Origin of the sequence: Streptomyces sp. NPDC051677, from assembly GCF_044453465.1 — a bacterium.
GTDB lineage: Bacteria > Actinomycetota > Actinomycetes > Streptomycetales > Streptomycetaceae > Streptomyces.
In genome coordinates, this window is record NZ_JBITCT010000014.1 from 1 (window position 1) to 15,442 (window position 15,442).

Genomic DNA, 15,442 nt, shown 5'->3' on the forward strand with positions numbered 1-15,442 from the left:
ACCACCCCCCAGGTCATGCCTTCGACAGGGGGACACAGTCATGCCGGGCCCGGAGGCCAGCGGCCCCGTTGCAGGACCGCGAAGAACATAACGGGGGTGGGGGTTGTCGCCGGGGGCGGGCGTGCGGTTTCGGCTGGTCCGGGGTTTGGGGGCGGGGCGGTCTCCGTCCCGATCCCCCACCCACCCGCTGGGGGCGGACCTGCCTCTTCAGCCTGTCCGGCGTTTGAGGACGAGGCCCCTCAAGGGCCGACAGCGGGGGTCTGGGGGCGCAGCCCCCAGGGACGGATGGGAATGGGTAGGGGCGGCGGGGGCGAGAAAAACCGCCCCCTCAGACCCCTTCCGCCCGCCAGGGCAACTCCGCGGTGATCCGAGTGGGCCCGCCCACCGGCGAATCCACCACCAGAATCCCGTCCACCGAGTCCAACCGCCCCGCAAGCCCGGCCAACCCCGACCCACCCCCGGCCCCCCCGCCGGAGGCATCCGCTCCGCCCACCCCGTCATCCACCACCTGCACCATCAACCGATCCTCCACCCGCCACACATCCACCGCGGCCGACCGCGCCCCACTGTGCTTGCTGATGTTCTGCAACAGCTCCGACACGGTGAAGTACGCGATCCCCTCGATCGCCGGCGCCGGCCGCTCCACCAGGTCCACCTCCACCCGCACCGGCACCACGCACCGCGACGCCACCGCCGACAACGCCGCGTCCAACCCCCGGTCCGTCAGCACCGCCGGATGAATCCCCCGCGCCAGATCCCGCAGCTCCTGCAGCGCCGTCTTCACCTCACCGTGCGCGTCGTCCACCATCCGCGCCGCCTCCCGCGGATCCTCCCGCAGCTTCTCCTTCGCCAGCCCCAGATCCATCGCCAGCGCCACCAGCCGGGCCTGCGCCCCGTCGTGCAGATCACGCTCGATGCGCCGCAGATCGGCGGCCGCCGTGTCCACCACGACCCCCCGGTCCGACTCCAGCTCCACCACCCGCGCCCCCAGCGACGACGGCCCGAGCAGCCCGTGCACCAGCAGCCGGTCCACCGTCGTCAGCGCCCGCACGATCCACGGGGTGGCCAGCGTGATCAGCAGGCCCACCAGGGCCGTCACGGCGATCTCGAACGGGTTGTCGAGGTAGACGCTGTGCTGCTCGTCGCCGTACAGCTGAAGGCCGCCCTGACCGCCGTAGAGCGGAAAGACCCAGAACCACAGCGGATACGTCAGCATGCTCCAGCCGAACGACCACACGGTCACGGCGACGCCGAAGGAGAACACCGCCCACGGGAACTGCACCACCGCGTACAGCACGTTCCGCCACGACGTGCCGCTCTTGAGGACGGCCCCCATCCAGGCCATCGGGCCGCTGCCGCGCGGCCGCAGCGGCTCGGGGGCGGCGACCTCCAGGCCGAGCAGCCCGCGCGCCCGCGCCCGTTCCACCGCCCCGAAGCCCCGGCACGCGGCCAGCCCCGCCGCCAGCACCGGGATGCCGAGGAACGTCACCAGCAGGCCCGCACCCAGCGACAGCATCGTGACCGCGAAGGTGAACAGCACGATGCCGATCGGCAGACCGAGCAGGACGTAGAGGAGCTCACGCCAGTGACGAGCCGTGAGCGGCTCACGCAGCCCGGACGGCAACAGATGCCGGCGTTCCCCGCCCCGGCGCCCGTACCCAGGTCCGTGCTCGTCGTACCGGTCGTACTGGTCGTACTGGTCGTGCTCGTCGTAGTACTGCCCGTACTGCCCGTACTGCGTGGCCATCGGCGTCGTCCGTTCTACTCGTTCGTACCTGCTCGTCGCGCAGCTGTCGATCCGTACCTCCAACCCTCCTCGGCGGCCGGCGCGCGGACCATGGAGGCCGTCGGCCTCTTGAACGGGGGGTTTTCCCTACCTCGGACGGTCACGGCGCTCCAGGATCACGACCCCCACGGTCACCGACCCCCACGGTCACAGGCCCCCACGGTCACCGACCCCCAGGTCACAGGCCCCCACGGTCACCGGCCCGTACGGTCCCCGGCTCCCCGGTCCCGCCAGGGCAGTTCCGCGGTCACCGTCGTCGGACCGCCCACCGGCGACTCCACGACGAAGATCCCGTCGACGGCGTCCAGCCGCTCCGCCAGCCCGCGCATCCCCGACCCGCCGTCGAGCCGTGCCCCGCCCCTGCCGTCGTCCCACACCTGGACGAGCAGCCGGTCGTCCGACCGCCACACGTCGACCGACGCCGACCGGGCCCCGCTGTGCTTGCTGATGTTCTGCAGCAGCTCCGAGACGGTGAAGTAGGCGATGCCCTCGATGGCCTGCGCCGGCCTGGACGCCAGGTCGGCGGTCACCTTCACCGGCACCGTGCAGCGCGAGGCCACCGACGACAGCGCCGCGTCCAGCCCCCGGTCCGTCAGCACGGCCGGATGGATCCCGCGCGCGAGGTCCCGCAGCTCCTGCAGCGCGAGCTTCACCTCGCCGTGCGCCTCCTCCACCATCGCCGCCACGGCGTCGTCGGCCTGCCCCTCCAGCAGCTTCTCCTTCGCCAGACCCAGCCCCATCGCCAGATTCACCAGCCGGGCCTGCGCCCCGTCGTGCAGATCACGCTCGATGCGCCGCAGATCGGCGGCCGCCGTGTCCACCACGACCCCCCGGTCCGACTCCAGCTCCGCGATCCGCCGCTCCAGCTCGTCGGAGGGGGACAGCAGCCCCCGCACCATCGCCCGGTCCACGTTGGTCAGCCCGCGCGCCAGGAACGGCAGCACCGGCCACAGCACGAACAGCGAGGGCACGACCACGCTGAACGTCAGAATCCCCCAGGGCAGCCGGACGAGGTCGTACAGCACCGTGCGCCAGGCCACCGGATCCTTCAGCACCAGCCACATCCGCTGGAAGAAGCCGCCCGCCCTGCGCAGCGGCAGCGGGCTCGGCTCGTCGATCCGCACCCCGAGCAGCCGACGCGCCCGCCCGCGCTCGAACCGGCCCATCAGCCGCGCCCCGGCCAGCCCGAGCGCCAGCAGCGGGAACCCGACCACGGTGACGGTCATCGCGGAGCCGGTGACGATCATCGTCATCACATACGTGAACCCGATCAACGACATCGGCAGGTTGATCAGAAGATGCGCGATCTCCTTCCACGTCTGCGCGTCGTAGGCGAAGCGGGCCGGCGGCGGACGATCGTCGTCGTGCCCCGTTCCGCCCAGGTGGGAGGAGGGCTGGGAAGTGGTCATATGGGCTAGCGTGCCGCGCCGCGCGCCGCCGCGCCATGAGGTCATCCGCCTCCGTCCCCTGGGGAAAACCCCCGCCCCGCATCCCGAAGCGTGACGGGCTGCTTACCGTCCCTTTATCAGGGCCTAGACTCCCGTCCGTACAGATCGTCGAAGACGCTGAGGTCAGGGAGCGAGGGGACGGACGTGCGGGAACCGACCGTCGAAGTCGCGGCGGACTACTTCGAGTCCTATTCCGTCGTCGGACTGCTCGCCCTGGTCGGCGTGCTGTTCGTAGCCGTCGCCTTCGGCGCGGGACGCCTGCTGCGCCCGGTGGTCCCCACCCCCGAGAAGCTCCTGACGTACGAGTGCGGCGTCGACCCGGTCGGCGAGGGCTGGGCCCACACCCAGGTCCGCTACTACGTCTACGCCTTCCTCTACGTGATCTTCGCGGTCGACTCGATCTTCCTTTTTCCCTGGGCGACGGTGTTTGCTGGAGATGGGTACGGCGCGACGACGCTCGTCGAGATGTTCATCTTCCTCGGCTTCCTGGCCGTGGGACTGCTGTACGCATACAAGAAGGGCGTCCTGACATGGACGTGACCCCAGAAGCGACTTCCCCGGACGTGACTTCTCCGGAAGCGACGTCCGCCGAGCCGGTGCTGCTGCCCGAGCCGAAGCGCCTGGGCACCCTGGCCCGCCTCGCCCCCGAGCCGATGAAAGTGGTCCTGAACTGGGGCCGCCGCTACTCGCTCTGGGTCTTCAACTTCGGCCTCGCCTGCTGCGCGATCGAGTTCATCGCCGCGTCGATGGCCCGCCACGACTTCATCCGCCTCGGCGTCATCCCCTTCGCGCCCGGCCCGCGCCAGGCCGACCTGATGATCGTCTCCGGCACGGTCACGGACAAGATGGCCCCGGCCGTGAAGCGCCTCTACGAGCAGATGCCCGAGCCGAAGTACGTCATCTCCTTCGGCGCGTGCAGCAACTGCGGCGGCCCCTACTGGGACTCCTACTCCGTGACGAAGGGCGTCGACCAGATCATCCCGGTGGATGTCTACGTCCCGGGCTGCCCCCCGCGCCCGGAGGCCCTGCTCCAGGGCATCCTCAAGCTCCAGGAGAAGATCGCGCGCGAGTCCCTGGACGACCGCTACGCCACGCCCGCTACCCGCCCGACCGCGCCCCGCCCGTCGACGGCGGCCTTGCAGAGCGCCCTGGTACAGCCGCCCCCGGCCGCCCCTTCGCCCTCGGTACCGGAGGAGGGCCGATGAGCACGGTCGGCTGGCTCCCGGCCCCCGCCGAGGAACTCTTCGGCCCGCAGGCCACGGCCGAGGAGTCGTACGACGTCCTGACGGTGGACGTCCCGCCGACGTCCTGGACCGCTGCCCTGCGCGTCGCCCGCGACCGCCTGTCCTGCACCTACTTCGACTGGCTGAGCGCGGTCGACGAACCCGGCACCGGCTTCCGGGTCTCGGCCCACCTGGTCGCCCTGTCCCCGGTCCGCCGACTCCTCGTGCGCACCACGATCCCCCACGAGGCGCCCACTCTCGCCTCCGCCGTCGACGTCTACGCCGGCGCCGCCTGGCACGAACGCGAGACGTACGAAATGTTCGGCGTCACCTTCGAGGGCCACCCCGCCCTGAACCACCTCCTCCTCCCGGAGACCTTCGAAGGCCACCCCCTGCGCAAGGACTTCGTTCTCGCAGCCCGCGTCGCCAAGGCCTGGCCCGGCGCGAAGGAACCCGGTGAGTCCGAGCACGGCGGCCCCAAGCGCCGCCAGATGCTCCCCCCAGGCGTCCCCGACCCCAACGAATGGGGCCCCCTGAAAGGCCAACTCCCACCCGCCCCGGCCCGCCCGGCCCGAGCAGCAGCCCGCCCGGTCGGCGAGCGCCCGGTCCGCCGCGCCCGCACCACAGCAGAGGGCTCAGCAACCCAGACCCCGACGCCGACACCCCCGACCGAGACGCCCGCAACACCCCCGCGGCCCCCCTCGACCGGCCCCCGCCGAGCCCGAAGCGCAACCGCAGGCTCAGCATCACAACGGCCGGCGACTGCGGCGACTGCGGAGGCTGCTGCGACTGGGGAGGCTGCTGCGACCGCGGGGGCTGCGGCGACTGCGGCCACTGCGGGAGCTGCGGAGCCCGAGTCCGCCGCAGCCACGACGTCCGCCGCAGCCACGACGTCCGCCACGGAACCGACGGAACCGACGGCCCTCGAATCCCCGGCGCCTTCGCAGCCCCCGGCCGGCTCCCGCCGCACCCGAAGCGCAAGCGCCGGTTCGGCGTCACAGCGGGCGGCCGGCCCGGAACCCGCAAGTGCTCCGGAAACCGCGGAGGCCGCTGGTGCCGAGAGCGCCGCGGAAGCGGGGCCCACGGGTCCCGAGCCGACCCCGCAGCCCCCGGCCGGCCCCCGCCGCGCGCGCAGCGCCTCCCAGGGCTCGGCCTCCCAGCGCACCCAGCCCCCGACGACCGCCCCCGGCACCCCGACCCGCCCCGCCACGGCCCCCCGCAGCTCCGACGCCCCGTGGCACCACGCCCGCCCGGCATTCGACGAGCCGGAGCCACACCCGAAGCCAGAGCCAGACCCGGAGCCGAAGCCAGCTCCGGCTCCGGATCCGGATCTGGCTTCGGATTCGGAGCCCGAGCGGGAGCGGGAGCGGCAGCCGAAGCCACAGCAGAAGCCGGACCCGGAGCCGGATCAGAACGCACAGGCCGGGACTGGCACAGAGCCCAGGCCCAAGCCAGAGCCAGAGCCCAGGCCCAAGCCAGAGCCAGAGCCCAGGCCCAAGCCAGAGCCAGAGCCAGAGCTCAGGCCCAAGCCAGAGCCAGAGCCAGAGCCCAGGCCCAAGCCAGAGCCCAGGCACGGCGCACAGCCCGAGCAAGAGCCGGGGCAGTCCCACGCCGAGCAGTCCCACGCCGAGCAGTCCCACGCCGAGCAGTCCCACGCCGAGCAGTCCCGCGCCGAGCAGTCCCGCGCCGGGCAGTCGCCTACCGGGGAGAAGTCGGCGCCCGCTGAAGAGACCGAGCGCCCCCGCCCCGACGACCCCGCAGGAGGCCCGCAGTGAACGACGCTCTCGACGTCGCCCTGCGACTCCTGGTCGTGTTCGTCGTCTTCCTCACCTTCCCCCTGATCGTCGGCCAGACCGAGCACAAGGTGATGGCCCATATGCAGGGCCGCCTGGGTCCGATGTACGCGGGCGGCTTCCACGGCTGGGCCCAGCTCATCGCTGACGGTGTGAAGTTCGCGCAGAAGGAGGACATCGTCCCCGCGGGCGCGGACCGCCGTATCTTCCAACTCGCCCCTGCCGTGGCCCTCCTCCCGTATCTCCTCGTGCTTCTCGCCATCCCCGTCGGCCCCGGCGAGGGCGCCGTCGGCCAGGTCCTGGACGCGGGCATCTTCTTCGTGCTCGCCGTGATGGGCGTCGGAGTCCTCGGCTCCCTCATGGCCGGTTGGGCCAGCGCCAACAAGTTCTCCCTCCTCGGCGGCCTGCGCACCGCCGCTCAGCTTCTCGCCTACGAGCTCCCGATGCTGCTCACCGCCGCCTCGGTGGCGATGGCGGCCGGCACGGTCTCCCTGCCCGGCATCGTCGACGCCTTCGAGTGGTGGTGGCTGCCCTGGCAGATCACCGGCGCGATCGTCTTCTTCGTGGCCGGACTCGCCGAACTCCAGCGCCCGCCCTTCGACATGCCGGTCGCCGACTCGGAGATCATCTTCGGCGCGTACACCGAGTACACCGGTCTTCGCTTCGCTCTCTTCCTCCTCGCCGAGTACGCCGGAATCGTCGTCCTGTGCGGCCTGACCACCGTCCTCTTCCTGGGAGGCTGGCACGGCCCCTGGGGCGCCGACGGCCTCGGCTGGGTCTGGACCCTCCTCAAGACGGCCGTCCTCGCCTTCGTCGTGATCTGGCTCCGCGTCACCTATCCCCGCCTGCGCGAGGACCAGCTCCAGAAACTCTCCTGGACCCTCCTCGTTCCCCTCTCCCTCGCCCAGATCGCCCTCACCGGCGTCGTCAAGGTGGTGATCCAGTAACCATGGCCCCCATTCCCGGTAGTGGCCTCGCCAAAGGCCTGGCCGTCACCCTTCGCACGATGACGCGCAAGACCGTCACCGAGCAGTACCCGGACGCCCAGCCCGACCTTCCGCCCCGAACCCGAGGCGTGATCGGCCTGTTCGAGGAGAACTGCACGGTCTGCATGCTGTGCGCCCGTGAGTGCCCCGACTGGTGCATCTACATCGACTCCCACAAGGAGACGGTCCCGCCCGCCGCCCCGGGCGGCCGCGAGCGCAGCCGCAACGTCCTCGACCGGTTCGCCATCGACTTCTCCCTGTGCATGTACTGCGGTATCTGCATCGAGGTGTGTCCTTTCGACGCCCTGTTCTGGTCCCCGGAGTTCGAGTACGCCGAGACCGACATCCACGAACTCACCCACGAACGCGACAAGCTCCGTGAGTGGATGTGGACCGTCCCGGCCCCGCCTGCCCTCGACCCCGCCGCCGAGGAGCCGAAGGAGATCGCGGCCGCCCGCAAGACGGCCGAAAAGCTCGCCGAGAAGCTGGCGGCGGCCGAGGCCGAGCCGAACGAAGCCCAGGGAGGAGCATCGTGACCCTCGCTCAGGCGCCCCACGGCTTCCTCTCCCCGACCGGCGTGGAGATAGCGTTCCTGCTGGTCGGCCTGGTCACCTTCGGCGCCGCCCTCGTTACCGTCACCACCAAGCAGCTGGTGCACGCCGCCCTGTGGCTCGTGGTCACCCTCGGAGGTCTCGCCGTCGAGTACCTCCTGCTCACCGCCGAGTTCATCGCCTGGGTGCAGGTCCTCATCTATGTCGGTTCCGTCGTCGTGCTCCTCCTTTTCGGTCTGATGCTCACCAAAGCCCCCATCGGCCGCTCTCCGGACGCGGACTCCGGCAACCGCTGGGCCGCCCTCACCGTCGCCGTCGCTGCGGCAGCCGCCCTGATCTGGGTGGTCGTCGACGCCTTCCGTGCCACCTGGATCAACCTGGACGGCCCCGCCGCCGGCTCCACCGAGGTCACCGGTGCGAGCCTCTTCCAGAACTGGGTGCTTCCCTTCGAGGCCCTCTCCGTGCTTCTCCTCGCGGCACTGGTCGGCGCGATCGTCCTGTCCCGCAAGGCGAAGGCGGAGTCGAGCTCTCCCCCTGTGAACGCCCGGACCGCGACCAAGAGTTCCCCTCCGGTCACAGAGAGTTCCGAAAGATCGGCGAGTGCGTCGACCAGCCCGGACAGCCGTGAGAACCCGGCCGAGCAGGAAGGCGCCCGCTGATGCACCTCGCCTATCCCGCCGTCCTCTCCGCCCTCCTCTTCTGCACCGGCCTGTACGGCGTCCTCGCCCGCCGCAACGCGATCCTGATCCTGATGTCGGTCGAGCTGATGCTCAATGCCGTCAACCTCAACCTGGTCGCCTTCGACGTCTGGCTCAGCAAGGCCGCCGAGGAGACCCTGCACTCCGGCCAGGCCCTGACTCTGTTCGCCATCGCCATCGCCGCCGCCGAGATCGGCATCGGCCTGGCGATCGTCCTCGCCGTTCACCGCAATCGCGGCACCGCGGACATCGACCGGCTCCGCGACACCGCCGAGGGCCACGAGAGCCCCGTAGCCGACGGCCCCGACAGCGACGCCCCCGCGACCGGAACGGCCGTCGAGAAGGCTGAGGCCACTGCGTGACCACGACTACCCTCGCCGTCCTCGTCCCCCTCCTTCCGTTCCTGGGCGCCGCCGCCGGACTGCTCCTGGGCCGCACCGCTCCCGGATTCGTCCGCCCCCTCGCCGTCCTGCCGACCCTCGCCGCACTCGCACTGGCCGCGGTCGTCGCCGTACGCCAGGGCGGGGACGCCTCCGTCGACGCGGCCACCGAGCTGACCCCCACCGGGTCCGTCCCCGTCGAGCTCGCCCTGCACATCGACGGCTTCGCCGCGCTCGTCGCCGTCCTGGTCGCACTGGTCGCCACCTGCGTGCAGATCTACTCGATCGGCTACCTGCGCGAAGACCCGCGCTACCCCTCATATGCCGCGCTCGTCTCCTTGTTCACCTCGGCGATGCTGCTGGTCGTCTACTCCGGAGACCTGATCGTGCTGCTGGTCGGCTGGGAAGTCATGGGCATCTGCTCCTACTTCCTGGTCGGCCACTACTGGGAGACCCCGGAGGCCCGCGCCGCCTCCATCAAGGCCTTCCTGGTCACCAAACTCGGTGACGTCCCCTTCCTCATCGGCCTGTTCGCCCTCGCCACCGACGCGGGCTCCTTCCGGATCACGAAGGTCCTCGGCGCCGTCGCGCACGGCGAACTCGACCATCCGACCGTGGTCGCCCTGCTGCTCCTCGCGGGTGTCGCCGGCAAGTCCGCGCAGTTCCCGCTGCACACCTGGCTCCCCGACGCGATGGCGGGCCCCACGCCCGTCTCCGCGCTGATCCACGCCGCGACGATGGTCGCCGCCGGTGTCTACTTCATCGCCCGTCTCCTCCCCGTCTTCGAGGCCTCCTCAGCCGCGATGGTGGTCCTCGCCGTGATGGCCTCCGTCACGATGGTCGGCTCGGGCCTGGCCGCGCTCGCCCAGGACGACATCAAACGCGTCCTCGCCTACTCGACGATCGGCCAGCTCGGCTACATGACCGGCGCCCTCGCCGTCGGCGACCGCGGTGCCGCCGTCTTCCACCTCCTCTCGCACGGCGCCTTCAAGGCGCTGCTGTTCCTCGCCGCCGGCGTGATCATCCACGCCGCCGGCACCAACTCGCTGGCCGCCATGTCCCGCATGAGCCATCTGCGCGACCGCACCCCCGACGCCTACTGGACGATGACCGTCGCGCTCCTCGCGCTCGCAGCGATCCCACCGTTCAGCGGCTTCTTCTCCAAGGAGTCCGTCCTCGGCGCCGCCGAGCACGTCACGGCCGGCCACACCGAGCACGCCCCCGGCGCCGCAGGCTGGACCGTCCTCGTCGCCGGCCTGTTCACCGCCCTCCTCACTGCCGCCTACGCGACCCGTCTGTGGCTGCTGGCCTTCCGCGGCCGGGGCGCCGAGGCCCCCGACCACGGCCGCCAACCCCTGACCATGACCGTGGTCCTGTGGGTCCTGGCCGTCCCGTCCCTCGCCCTCGGCGGGTTCGCCTACCGCGTGCTCCCCGACTGGTTCGACGGCAACGACCTCGCCCCGGCCCTCACCACCTCCGTCCTCGGCACGGGCGTGGCTCTGGCCGGCGGACTCGTCACCTACGCCGCCTGGCGCCACCTCACCGGACTCGCCGCGCGCGTCCCGATCGGCGCGGTCGCCGCCCACCCCGAGGGCGACGCGGCCCAGGTCGAGGCCGAGGCCATCGCGACACACGCGCCCGCCTACGGAGACGTGGCCTCAGCCCCTGACCCGGCGGACCCCGGACGGCTCCTGCTCGGCCCGCTGCACCGCCACGCCGCCGTCGGCTTCCACCTCGACGCCGTCTACCAGGCGCTGTTCGTCCGCCCCGTCCAGGCCGCCGCGAGCCTCGTACGATTCCTCGACCGCGAGGTCGTCGAAACCTACGTACGCGGCGCGGGCGCCCTGCCGCGCTGGCTGGGGGCCGCCGTACGGCGCGCCCAGACCGGCAACGTCCAGACCTATGTGAGCGCGCTGCTCGCCGGCACCGTCGTCCTGGCGGTCGCCGCGCTTCTCGTCGCCTCGGGAGCGTGAGCAGTCGTGATCGATATCAACGAGTCCGTGATGCAGTTCCTTCTGGCGTTCATCGTGGTCGGCCCGCTCCTCGGCGCCGCCGCCGCGCTCCTGCCGGCCCCGCCCGGACTGAAGGGGAAGTCACCCGAGCAGGCCGTGCTGCGGCACGGCGTGACCGTGACCGGTGTGATCCTCATCGCCGCGATCGTCCTCGCGGTCGGCTTCGACCACGACCATCCGTCGAAGATGCAGGCCAGCACGGACATCAGCTGGATCCCCGCACTCGATGTGCGCATCCACCTCGGCATCGACGGCATCTCCCTCCCCCTGCTGGTCCTGACCGCGCTGCTGACCTTCCTCTGCGCGCTCTACTCCTACTTCAAGATGCCCGCGGGCCCGTCCCCGAAGGCCTTCGTCGCTCTCGTGCTCGTCCTCGAGTCCGGCACCCTCGCGACCTTCGCCGTCCTCGACCTGCTGCTGTTCTTCCTCGCCTTCGAGATGGTCCTCATCCCGATGTACTTCCTCATCGCCCGCTGGGGCGGCGAGGGCCGGACCCAGGCGGCCTGGAGGTTCATCCTCTTCACGCTGCTCGGATCCGTCGTCATGCTGCTCGGCCTGCTCCTGATCGGAATCAACGCGGGCACCTTCGACATGGTGGCACTCGCCACTGACAACGGCCGGTCGCTGACTACATCCGTGCAGGTCATCGCCGTTCTGGCGATCGGGATCGGGCTCGCGGTCAAGACGCCGATGTGGCCGTTGCACAGCTGGCTGCCCGACGCCCACACCGCCGCCCCGACCGTCGGCTCGGTCCTGCTGGCCGGCGTTCTGCTGAAGATGGGTACGTACGGGTTCGTCCGGATTCTTCTCCCGATTGCGCCCGACGGCTTCCGCACCTTCGCGCCCTACCTCGCCGCGTTCGCCGTCGTCGGGATCATCTACGGATCCCTCGCCTGCCTGGCCCTCGCCAAACAGGGCGCGAAGGGCGACCTCAAACGCCTGATCGCCTACTCCTCCGTCGGCCACATGGGCTTCGTCCTCCTCGGCATCGCGACCATGACCCCGACCGGCGTGAACGGCGCCCTGTTCGCCAACATCGCCCACGGCCTGATCACCGGCCTCCTCTTCTTCCTGGTCGGAGCCCTGAAGGACCGAACGGGCACGACCGACCTGGACACCCTCGCCGAGCAGACCGGCGCCGCCCTGTACGGCAGGACCCCCCGCCTCGGCGGCCTCCTCGCCTTCGCCGCCGTCGCCTCGCTCGGCCTACCGGGACTCGCCGGGTTCTGGGGCGAGATGCTGGCCCTGTTCGGCGCCTTCGACCCCGCCCACGACCTCAGCCGCCCCGCTTTCCTCACCTTCACGGCGATCGCCGCGTTCGGCACCCTGCTGACGGCCGCCTACCTGCTCGTCGTGGTCCGCCGCGTCTGCATGGGCACCGTCCCGCAGGACGCCCCGCACCTCGCCGACGTGCAGACCTACGAGTTCGCGGCCTGGACCCCGCTCGTCGCCCTCACCGTCGTCGCCGGCCTGTGGCCCAAGGCCCTCCTCGGCCTGACCGACCCGGCCGTGCAGCAGCTCCTTGCAGGAGGCACCCGATGAGCTCCCTGGCCCAGCCTTCGGCTGCCCAGCCCCTGGCCGAGTCGGTGGTCCAGTCCGTCGACTGGCAGGCCATCGCGCCGCCCACCCTCGCGGCGGTCGTCGCGCTCGTCGTCCTCGTCGCCGACCTCTTCGTCGGCGACGCCCGCAAGCCCCTTCTCGGCTGGCTCTCCGTCGCAGGCCTCACGGCTTCCACGGCCCTCCTCCTGCCCCTCCTGGACGGAGACCGCTCCACCTTCTGCCTCACCGGCGACCCGAGCGCATGCAGCTACACCGCCGACCGCTTCACCCTCGTCATCCAGTTCCTGGTGCTCGGGGGAGCGCTGCTGGCGGCCCTCCTGTCGGTCACCGCCCTGAAGGACGCGCGCGGGAGACTCCCCGAAGGGGAGTTCTGGTTCCTGCTGCTGTCCTCCGCCGCCGGCGCCGCCCTGCTGCCCGCCTCCCGCGACCTCGCCACCCTCGTCGTCGCCCTGGAGGTCGCCTCCCTGCCCGCCTTCGCCCTCGTCGGCATCCGACACGGCGACCGCAGGTCCTCCGAGGCGGCCCTGAAGTTCTTCCTGTCGTCCGTCACCGCGACCACCGTCAGCCTCCTGGGCATCAGCTTCGTGTACGCGACGACCGGCACCCTGTACCTGACCCAGGTCGCCGACCGCATCCAGCACGTCGACGGCCAACTGCACACCCTGCCCCAGACCGGCGTGGTCCTCACCCTCATCGGCTTCGCCTTCAAGACGGCCGCGGTCCCCTTCCACTTCTGGGTCCCCGACACCTACGTCGGCGCCCCCCTGCCCGTCGCCGCCTACCTGTCGGTCGTCGGCAAGGCCGTCGGCTTCTCCGGCCTCATCCTCGTCACCGTCATCGGCTTCCCCTCGTACGCCGACGTCTGGGGCCCCGCCCTCGCCGCGCTGGCCGCCCTCACCATGACTGCCGGCAACGTCGGCGCCCTCCGCCAACGAGCCACGCGCGCGTACAGCGCCGTACGTCTCCTCGCCTGGTCCTCCGTCGGCCAGGCCGGCTACCTCCTCGTACCGATTGCCGCCGCCGCGTACTCCGACGACGCCGAACACGCGATCGGCTCCACCGTTGCGTACGCCCTCATGTACGCCGCCGTGAACCTCGGCGCCTTCGCGGTGGCCGCCCTGGTGGGCCGTACGAGCACGACGAACCGGATCACCGACTACCGGGGCCTCTACGCCAGAAACCCCGCGGCAGCCCTCCTCCTGGCCTTCTTCCTGCTCTGCCTCGCAGGACTGCCGCCCGGCATCATCGGCCTCTTCGCGAAGGTCACCGTCTTCTCTGCGGCCGTCGACGCCGGCCTCGGCTGGCTTGCGGTCGTCATGGCCGTCAACGTGGTGATCGCGCTGTACTACTACCTCCAGTGGACGGCCCTGCTCTTCCGCGCCCCCGAGGGCGAGCTGGAGAAGCATCGCGTCCCCGCCCCCCTCACGGCCGCGATCAGCCTCACCGCGACCCTCGGCATCGCCCTGTCCGGAGCACCCCAACTGGTCCTGCGCTTCGCCGACACCGGCCTCTTCTGAGCCCCCACGCGCGCGTACGCCCCCGTCCTCACCCGGACGGCCCACGCCCCTGCCCGCAAGCACAAGGGAACTAGTGCCTCCCGCCTGGCGTTGACCAGTACGGGAAGGTGCACTGGGTGTGACACCACGACACCAGTGCCACCGGAGAACAGCAAGATCCGCAAGCAAAGGGTTCCCCTGCTGCACGACTTGGAGGGCGTACCGTGCACCGCCGGCACAACGGGCTCAGGACCGCAGTACTCCTCGGGGGACTGTCCGCACTCATCATCGTCATCGGCAGTTTCTTCGGCCGCACCGGGCTCGTCGTCGCGGTCCTGATCGCGCTCGGCACCAACGCGTACGCGTACTGGAACAGCGACAAGCTGGCGCTACGCGCGATGCGCGCCCGTCCGGTCAGCGAGTTCGAGGCCCCCGCCCTCTACCGGATGGTCCGCGAGCTCTCCACCCAGGCCCGCCAGCCCATGCCCCGCCTGTACATCTCCCCGACCGAGGCTCCCAACGCCTTCGCTACCGGCCGCAACCCGCGCAATGCCGCCGTGTGCTGCACGGACGGCATCCTGCGCCTCCTCGACGAACGCGAACTACGCGGTGTCATCGGCCACGAGCTCAGCCACGTCTACAACCGCGACATCCTCATCTCCTCGGTCGCCGGCGCGCTCGCCTCCGTGATCATGTTCCTGGTCAACTTCGCCTGGCTGATCCCGATCGGCCGCTCCGACGACGATGACGGCCCGGGCATCCTCGGCATGCTCCTGATCATGATCCTGGGTCCGCTCGCCGCAAGTCTCATCCAGCTCACCATCAGCCGCTCCCGGGAGTACGAGGCGGACGCCTCAGGAGCCCAGCTCACCGGTGATCCACTTGCCCTCGCGAGCGCCCTGCGCAAGCTGGAGAGGGGCACCAAGCAGCTCCCGCTGCCCCCGGAGCCCCGCATCGAGACCGCGAGCCACATGATGATCGCGAACCCCTTCCGCCCGGGCCAGGGAGTCTCCAAAATGTTCTCGACGCACCCGCCGATGGCGGACCGCATCGCCCGGCTCGAGAAAATGGCAGGTCGCCAACAGTGAAGACCATTCTGAACGTCATCTGGCTGATCCTGAGCGGCTTCTGGCTGTTCCTCGGCTACGTGCTCGCGGGCGCGCTGCTCTGCATCACGATCATCGGCATTCCGTTCGGCATTGCTGCCTTCCGTATCGGAATCTTCGCCCTCTGGCCCTTCGGCTACACGACGGTCGAGCGCCGTGACGCGGGCGCGCCCTCCTGCCTGGGCAACGTGCTCTGGCTGGTCCTCGCCGGCTGGTGGCTGGCCATCGGCCACATCGTCACCGGTTTCCTCCTCTGCCTGACCATCATCGGCATTCCGTTCGGCATCGCGAACTTCAAGCTGATTCCGGTCTCGCTGTTCCCGCTCGGCCGCGAAATCGTGCCCACCGACGAGCCGTTCGCCTCGCGCTGACGGCGCGAGCCCGACCTGCTCGCCGTCCACAA

Annotated in this window: 14 protein-coding genes; 12 read left to right on the forward strand and 2 right to left on the reverse strand. The window is 70.9% G+C overall.

Features of this window, described 5'->3' with window-relative positions; translation table 11 throughout:
- Window positions 1-328: 328 nt before the first annotated feature.
- Window positions 329-1,747, reverse strand: coding sequence for a sensor histidine kinase (locus ACIBAF_RS18190; protein ID WP_399464241.1), 1,419 nt, complete (start codon window positions 1,745-1,747; stop codon window positions 329-331).
- A 233-nt stretch (window positions 1,748-1,980) separates the two neighbouring features.
- Entirely contained in the window at window positions 1,981-3,195 is a 1,215-nt protein-coding gene (locus ACIBAF_RS18195; RefSeq protein ID WP_399464242.1) for a sensor histidine kinase, read from the reverse strand.
- 183 nt (window positions 3,196-3,378) lie between these two features.
- Here ACIBAF_RS18195 and ACIBAF_RS18200 point away from each other — a divergent pair, with 183 nt between their 5' ends.
- The 12 genes from ACIBAF_RS18200 (at window position 3,379) to ACIBAF_RS18255 (ending at window position 15,410) form a co-directional block, all read left to right on the forward strand.
- Complete coding sequence (locus ACIBAF_RS18200) at window positions 3,379-3,774, forward strand: NADH-quinone oxidoreductase subunit A (RefSeq protein WP_399464243.1); 396 nt, start codon at window positions 3,379-3,381, stop codon at window positions 3,772-3,774.
- Entirely contained in the window at window positions 3,765-4,439 is a 675-nt protein-coding gene (locus ACIBAF_RS18205) for an NADH-quinone oxidoreductase subunit B (protein ID WP_399464244.1), read from the forward strand. Before ACIBAF_RS18200 ends, ACIBAF_RS18205 begins: the two co-directional genes overlap by 10 nt.
- Window positions 4,436-6,232, forward strand: a complete 1,797-nt coding sequence (locus tag ACIBAF_RS18210) for an NADH-quinone oxidoreductase subunit C (RefSeq protein WP_399464245.1) — start codon at window positions 4,436-4,438, stop codon at window positions 6,230-6,232. The genes ACIBAF_RS18205 and ACIBAF_RS18210 overlap by 4 nt, the downstream gene beginning before the upstream one ends.
- Window positions 6,229-7,197: an NADH-quinone oxidoreductase subunit H gene (locus ACIBAF_RS18215; protein ID WP_399464246.1), complete on the forward strand. Its 969-nt coding sequence runs from the start codon at window positions 6,229-6,231 to the stop codon at window positions 7,195-7,197. The genes ACIBAF_RS18210 and ACIBAF_RS18215 overlap by 4 nt, the downstream gene beginning before the upstream one ends.
- Window positions 7,198-7,199: 2 nt before the next feature.
- Window positions 7,200-7,772: a NuoI/complex I 23 kDa subunit family protein gene (locus tag ACIBAF_RS18220; protein WP_399464247.1), complete on the forward strand. Its 573-nt coding sequence runs from the start codon at window positions 7,200-7,202 to the stop codon at window positions 7,770-7,772.
- On the forward strand, window positions 7,769-8,446 hold the full coding sequence (locus ACIBAF_RS18225; protein WP_399464249.1) for an NADH-quinone oxidoreductase subunit J: 678 nt from the start codon (window positions 7,769-7,771) through the stop codon (window positions 8,444-8,446). The genes ACIBAF_RS18220 and ACIBAF_RS18225 overlap by 4 nt, the downstream gene beginning before the upstream one ends.
- Window positions 8,446-8,847, forward strand: a complete 402-nt coding sequence (nuoK, locus tag ACIBAF_RS18230; RefSeq protein ID WP_399464250.1) for an NADH-quinone oxidoreductase subunit NuoK — start codon at window positions 8,446-8,448, stop codon at window positions 8,845-8,847. Before ACIBAF_RS18225 ends, nuoK begins: the two co-directional genes overlap by 1 nt.
- Window positions 8,844-10,838: an NADH-quinone oxidoreductase subunit L gene (locus tag ACIBAF_RS18235; protein WP_399464251.1), complete on the forward strand. Its 1,995-nt coding sequence runs from the start codon at window positions 8,844-8,846 to the stop codon at window positions 10,836-10,838. The genes nuoK and ACIBAF_RS18235 overlap by 4 nt, the downstream gene beginning before the upstream one ends.
- Window positions 10,839-10,844: 6 nt before the next feature.
- A complete protein-coding gene (locus ACIBAF_RS18240; RefSeq protein WP_399464252.1) occupies window positions 10,845-12,419 on the forward strand; it encodes a NuoM family protein in 1,575 nt (524 codons plus the stop codon).
- On the forward strand, window positions 12,416-13,954 hold the full coding sequence (locus ACIBAF_RS18245; protein ID WP_399464253.1) for an NADH-quinone oxidoreductase subunit N: 1,539 nt from the start codon (window positions 12,416-12,418) through the stop codon (window positions 13,952-13,954). Before ACIBAF_RS18240 ends, ACIBAF_RS18245 begins: the two co-directional genes overlap by 4 nt.
- A gap of 203 nt (window positions 13,955-14,157) precedes the next feature.
- Window positions 14,158-15,021: a zinc metalloprotease HtpX gene (gene htpX, locus ACIBAF_RS18250; protein ID WP_399464254.1), complete on the forward strand. Its 864-nt coding sequence runs from the start codon at window positions 14,158-14,160 to the stop codon at window positions 15,019-15,021.
- Window positions 15,018-15,410 carry a YccF domain-containing protein gene (locus tag ACIBAF_RS18255; protein WP_399464255.1) on the forward strand — a complete coding sequence of 131 codons (393 nt, stop codon included), beginning with the start codon at window positions 15,018-15,020 and terminating at the stop codon, window positions 15,408-15,410. Before htpX ends, ACIBAF_RS18255 begins: the two co-directional genes overlap by 4 nt.
- Window positions 15,411-15,442: the final 32 nt, after the last annotated feature.

Bases quoted from the DNA above. Each gene is read 5' to 3' on its own strand.
- ACIBAF_RS18190 (WP_399464241.1), bottom strand. From the start codon at position 1,747: ATGGCCACGCAGTACGGGCAGTACGGGCAGTACTACGACGAGCACGAC.
- ACIBAF_RS18245 (WP_399464253.1), top strand. From the start codon at position 12,416: ATGAGCTCCCTGGCCCAGCCTTCGGCTGCCCAGCCCCTGGCCGAGTCG.
- ACIBAF_RS18220 (WP_399464247.1), top strand. From the start codon at position 7,200: ATGGCCCCCATTCCCGGTAGTGGCCTCGCCAAAGGCCTGGCCGTCACC.
- nuoK (WP_399464250.1), top strand. From the start codon at position 8,446: ATGCACCTCGCCTATCCCGCCGTCCTCTCCGCCCTCCTCTTCTGCACC.
- ACIBAF_RS18195 (WP_399464242.1), bottom strand. From the start codon at position 3,195: ATGACCACTTCCCAGCCCTCCTCCCACCTGGGCGGAACGGGGCACGAC.
- ACIBAF_RS18210 (WP_399464245.1), top strand. From the start codon at position 4,436: ATGAGCACGGTCGGCTGGCTCCCGGCCCCCGCCGAGGAACTCTTCGGC.
- ACIBAF_RS18205 (WP_399464244.1), top strand. From the start codon at position 3,765: ATGGACGTGACCCCAGAAGCGACTTCCCCGGACGTGACTTCTCCGGAA.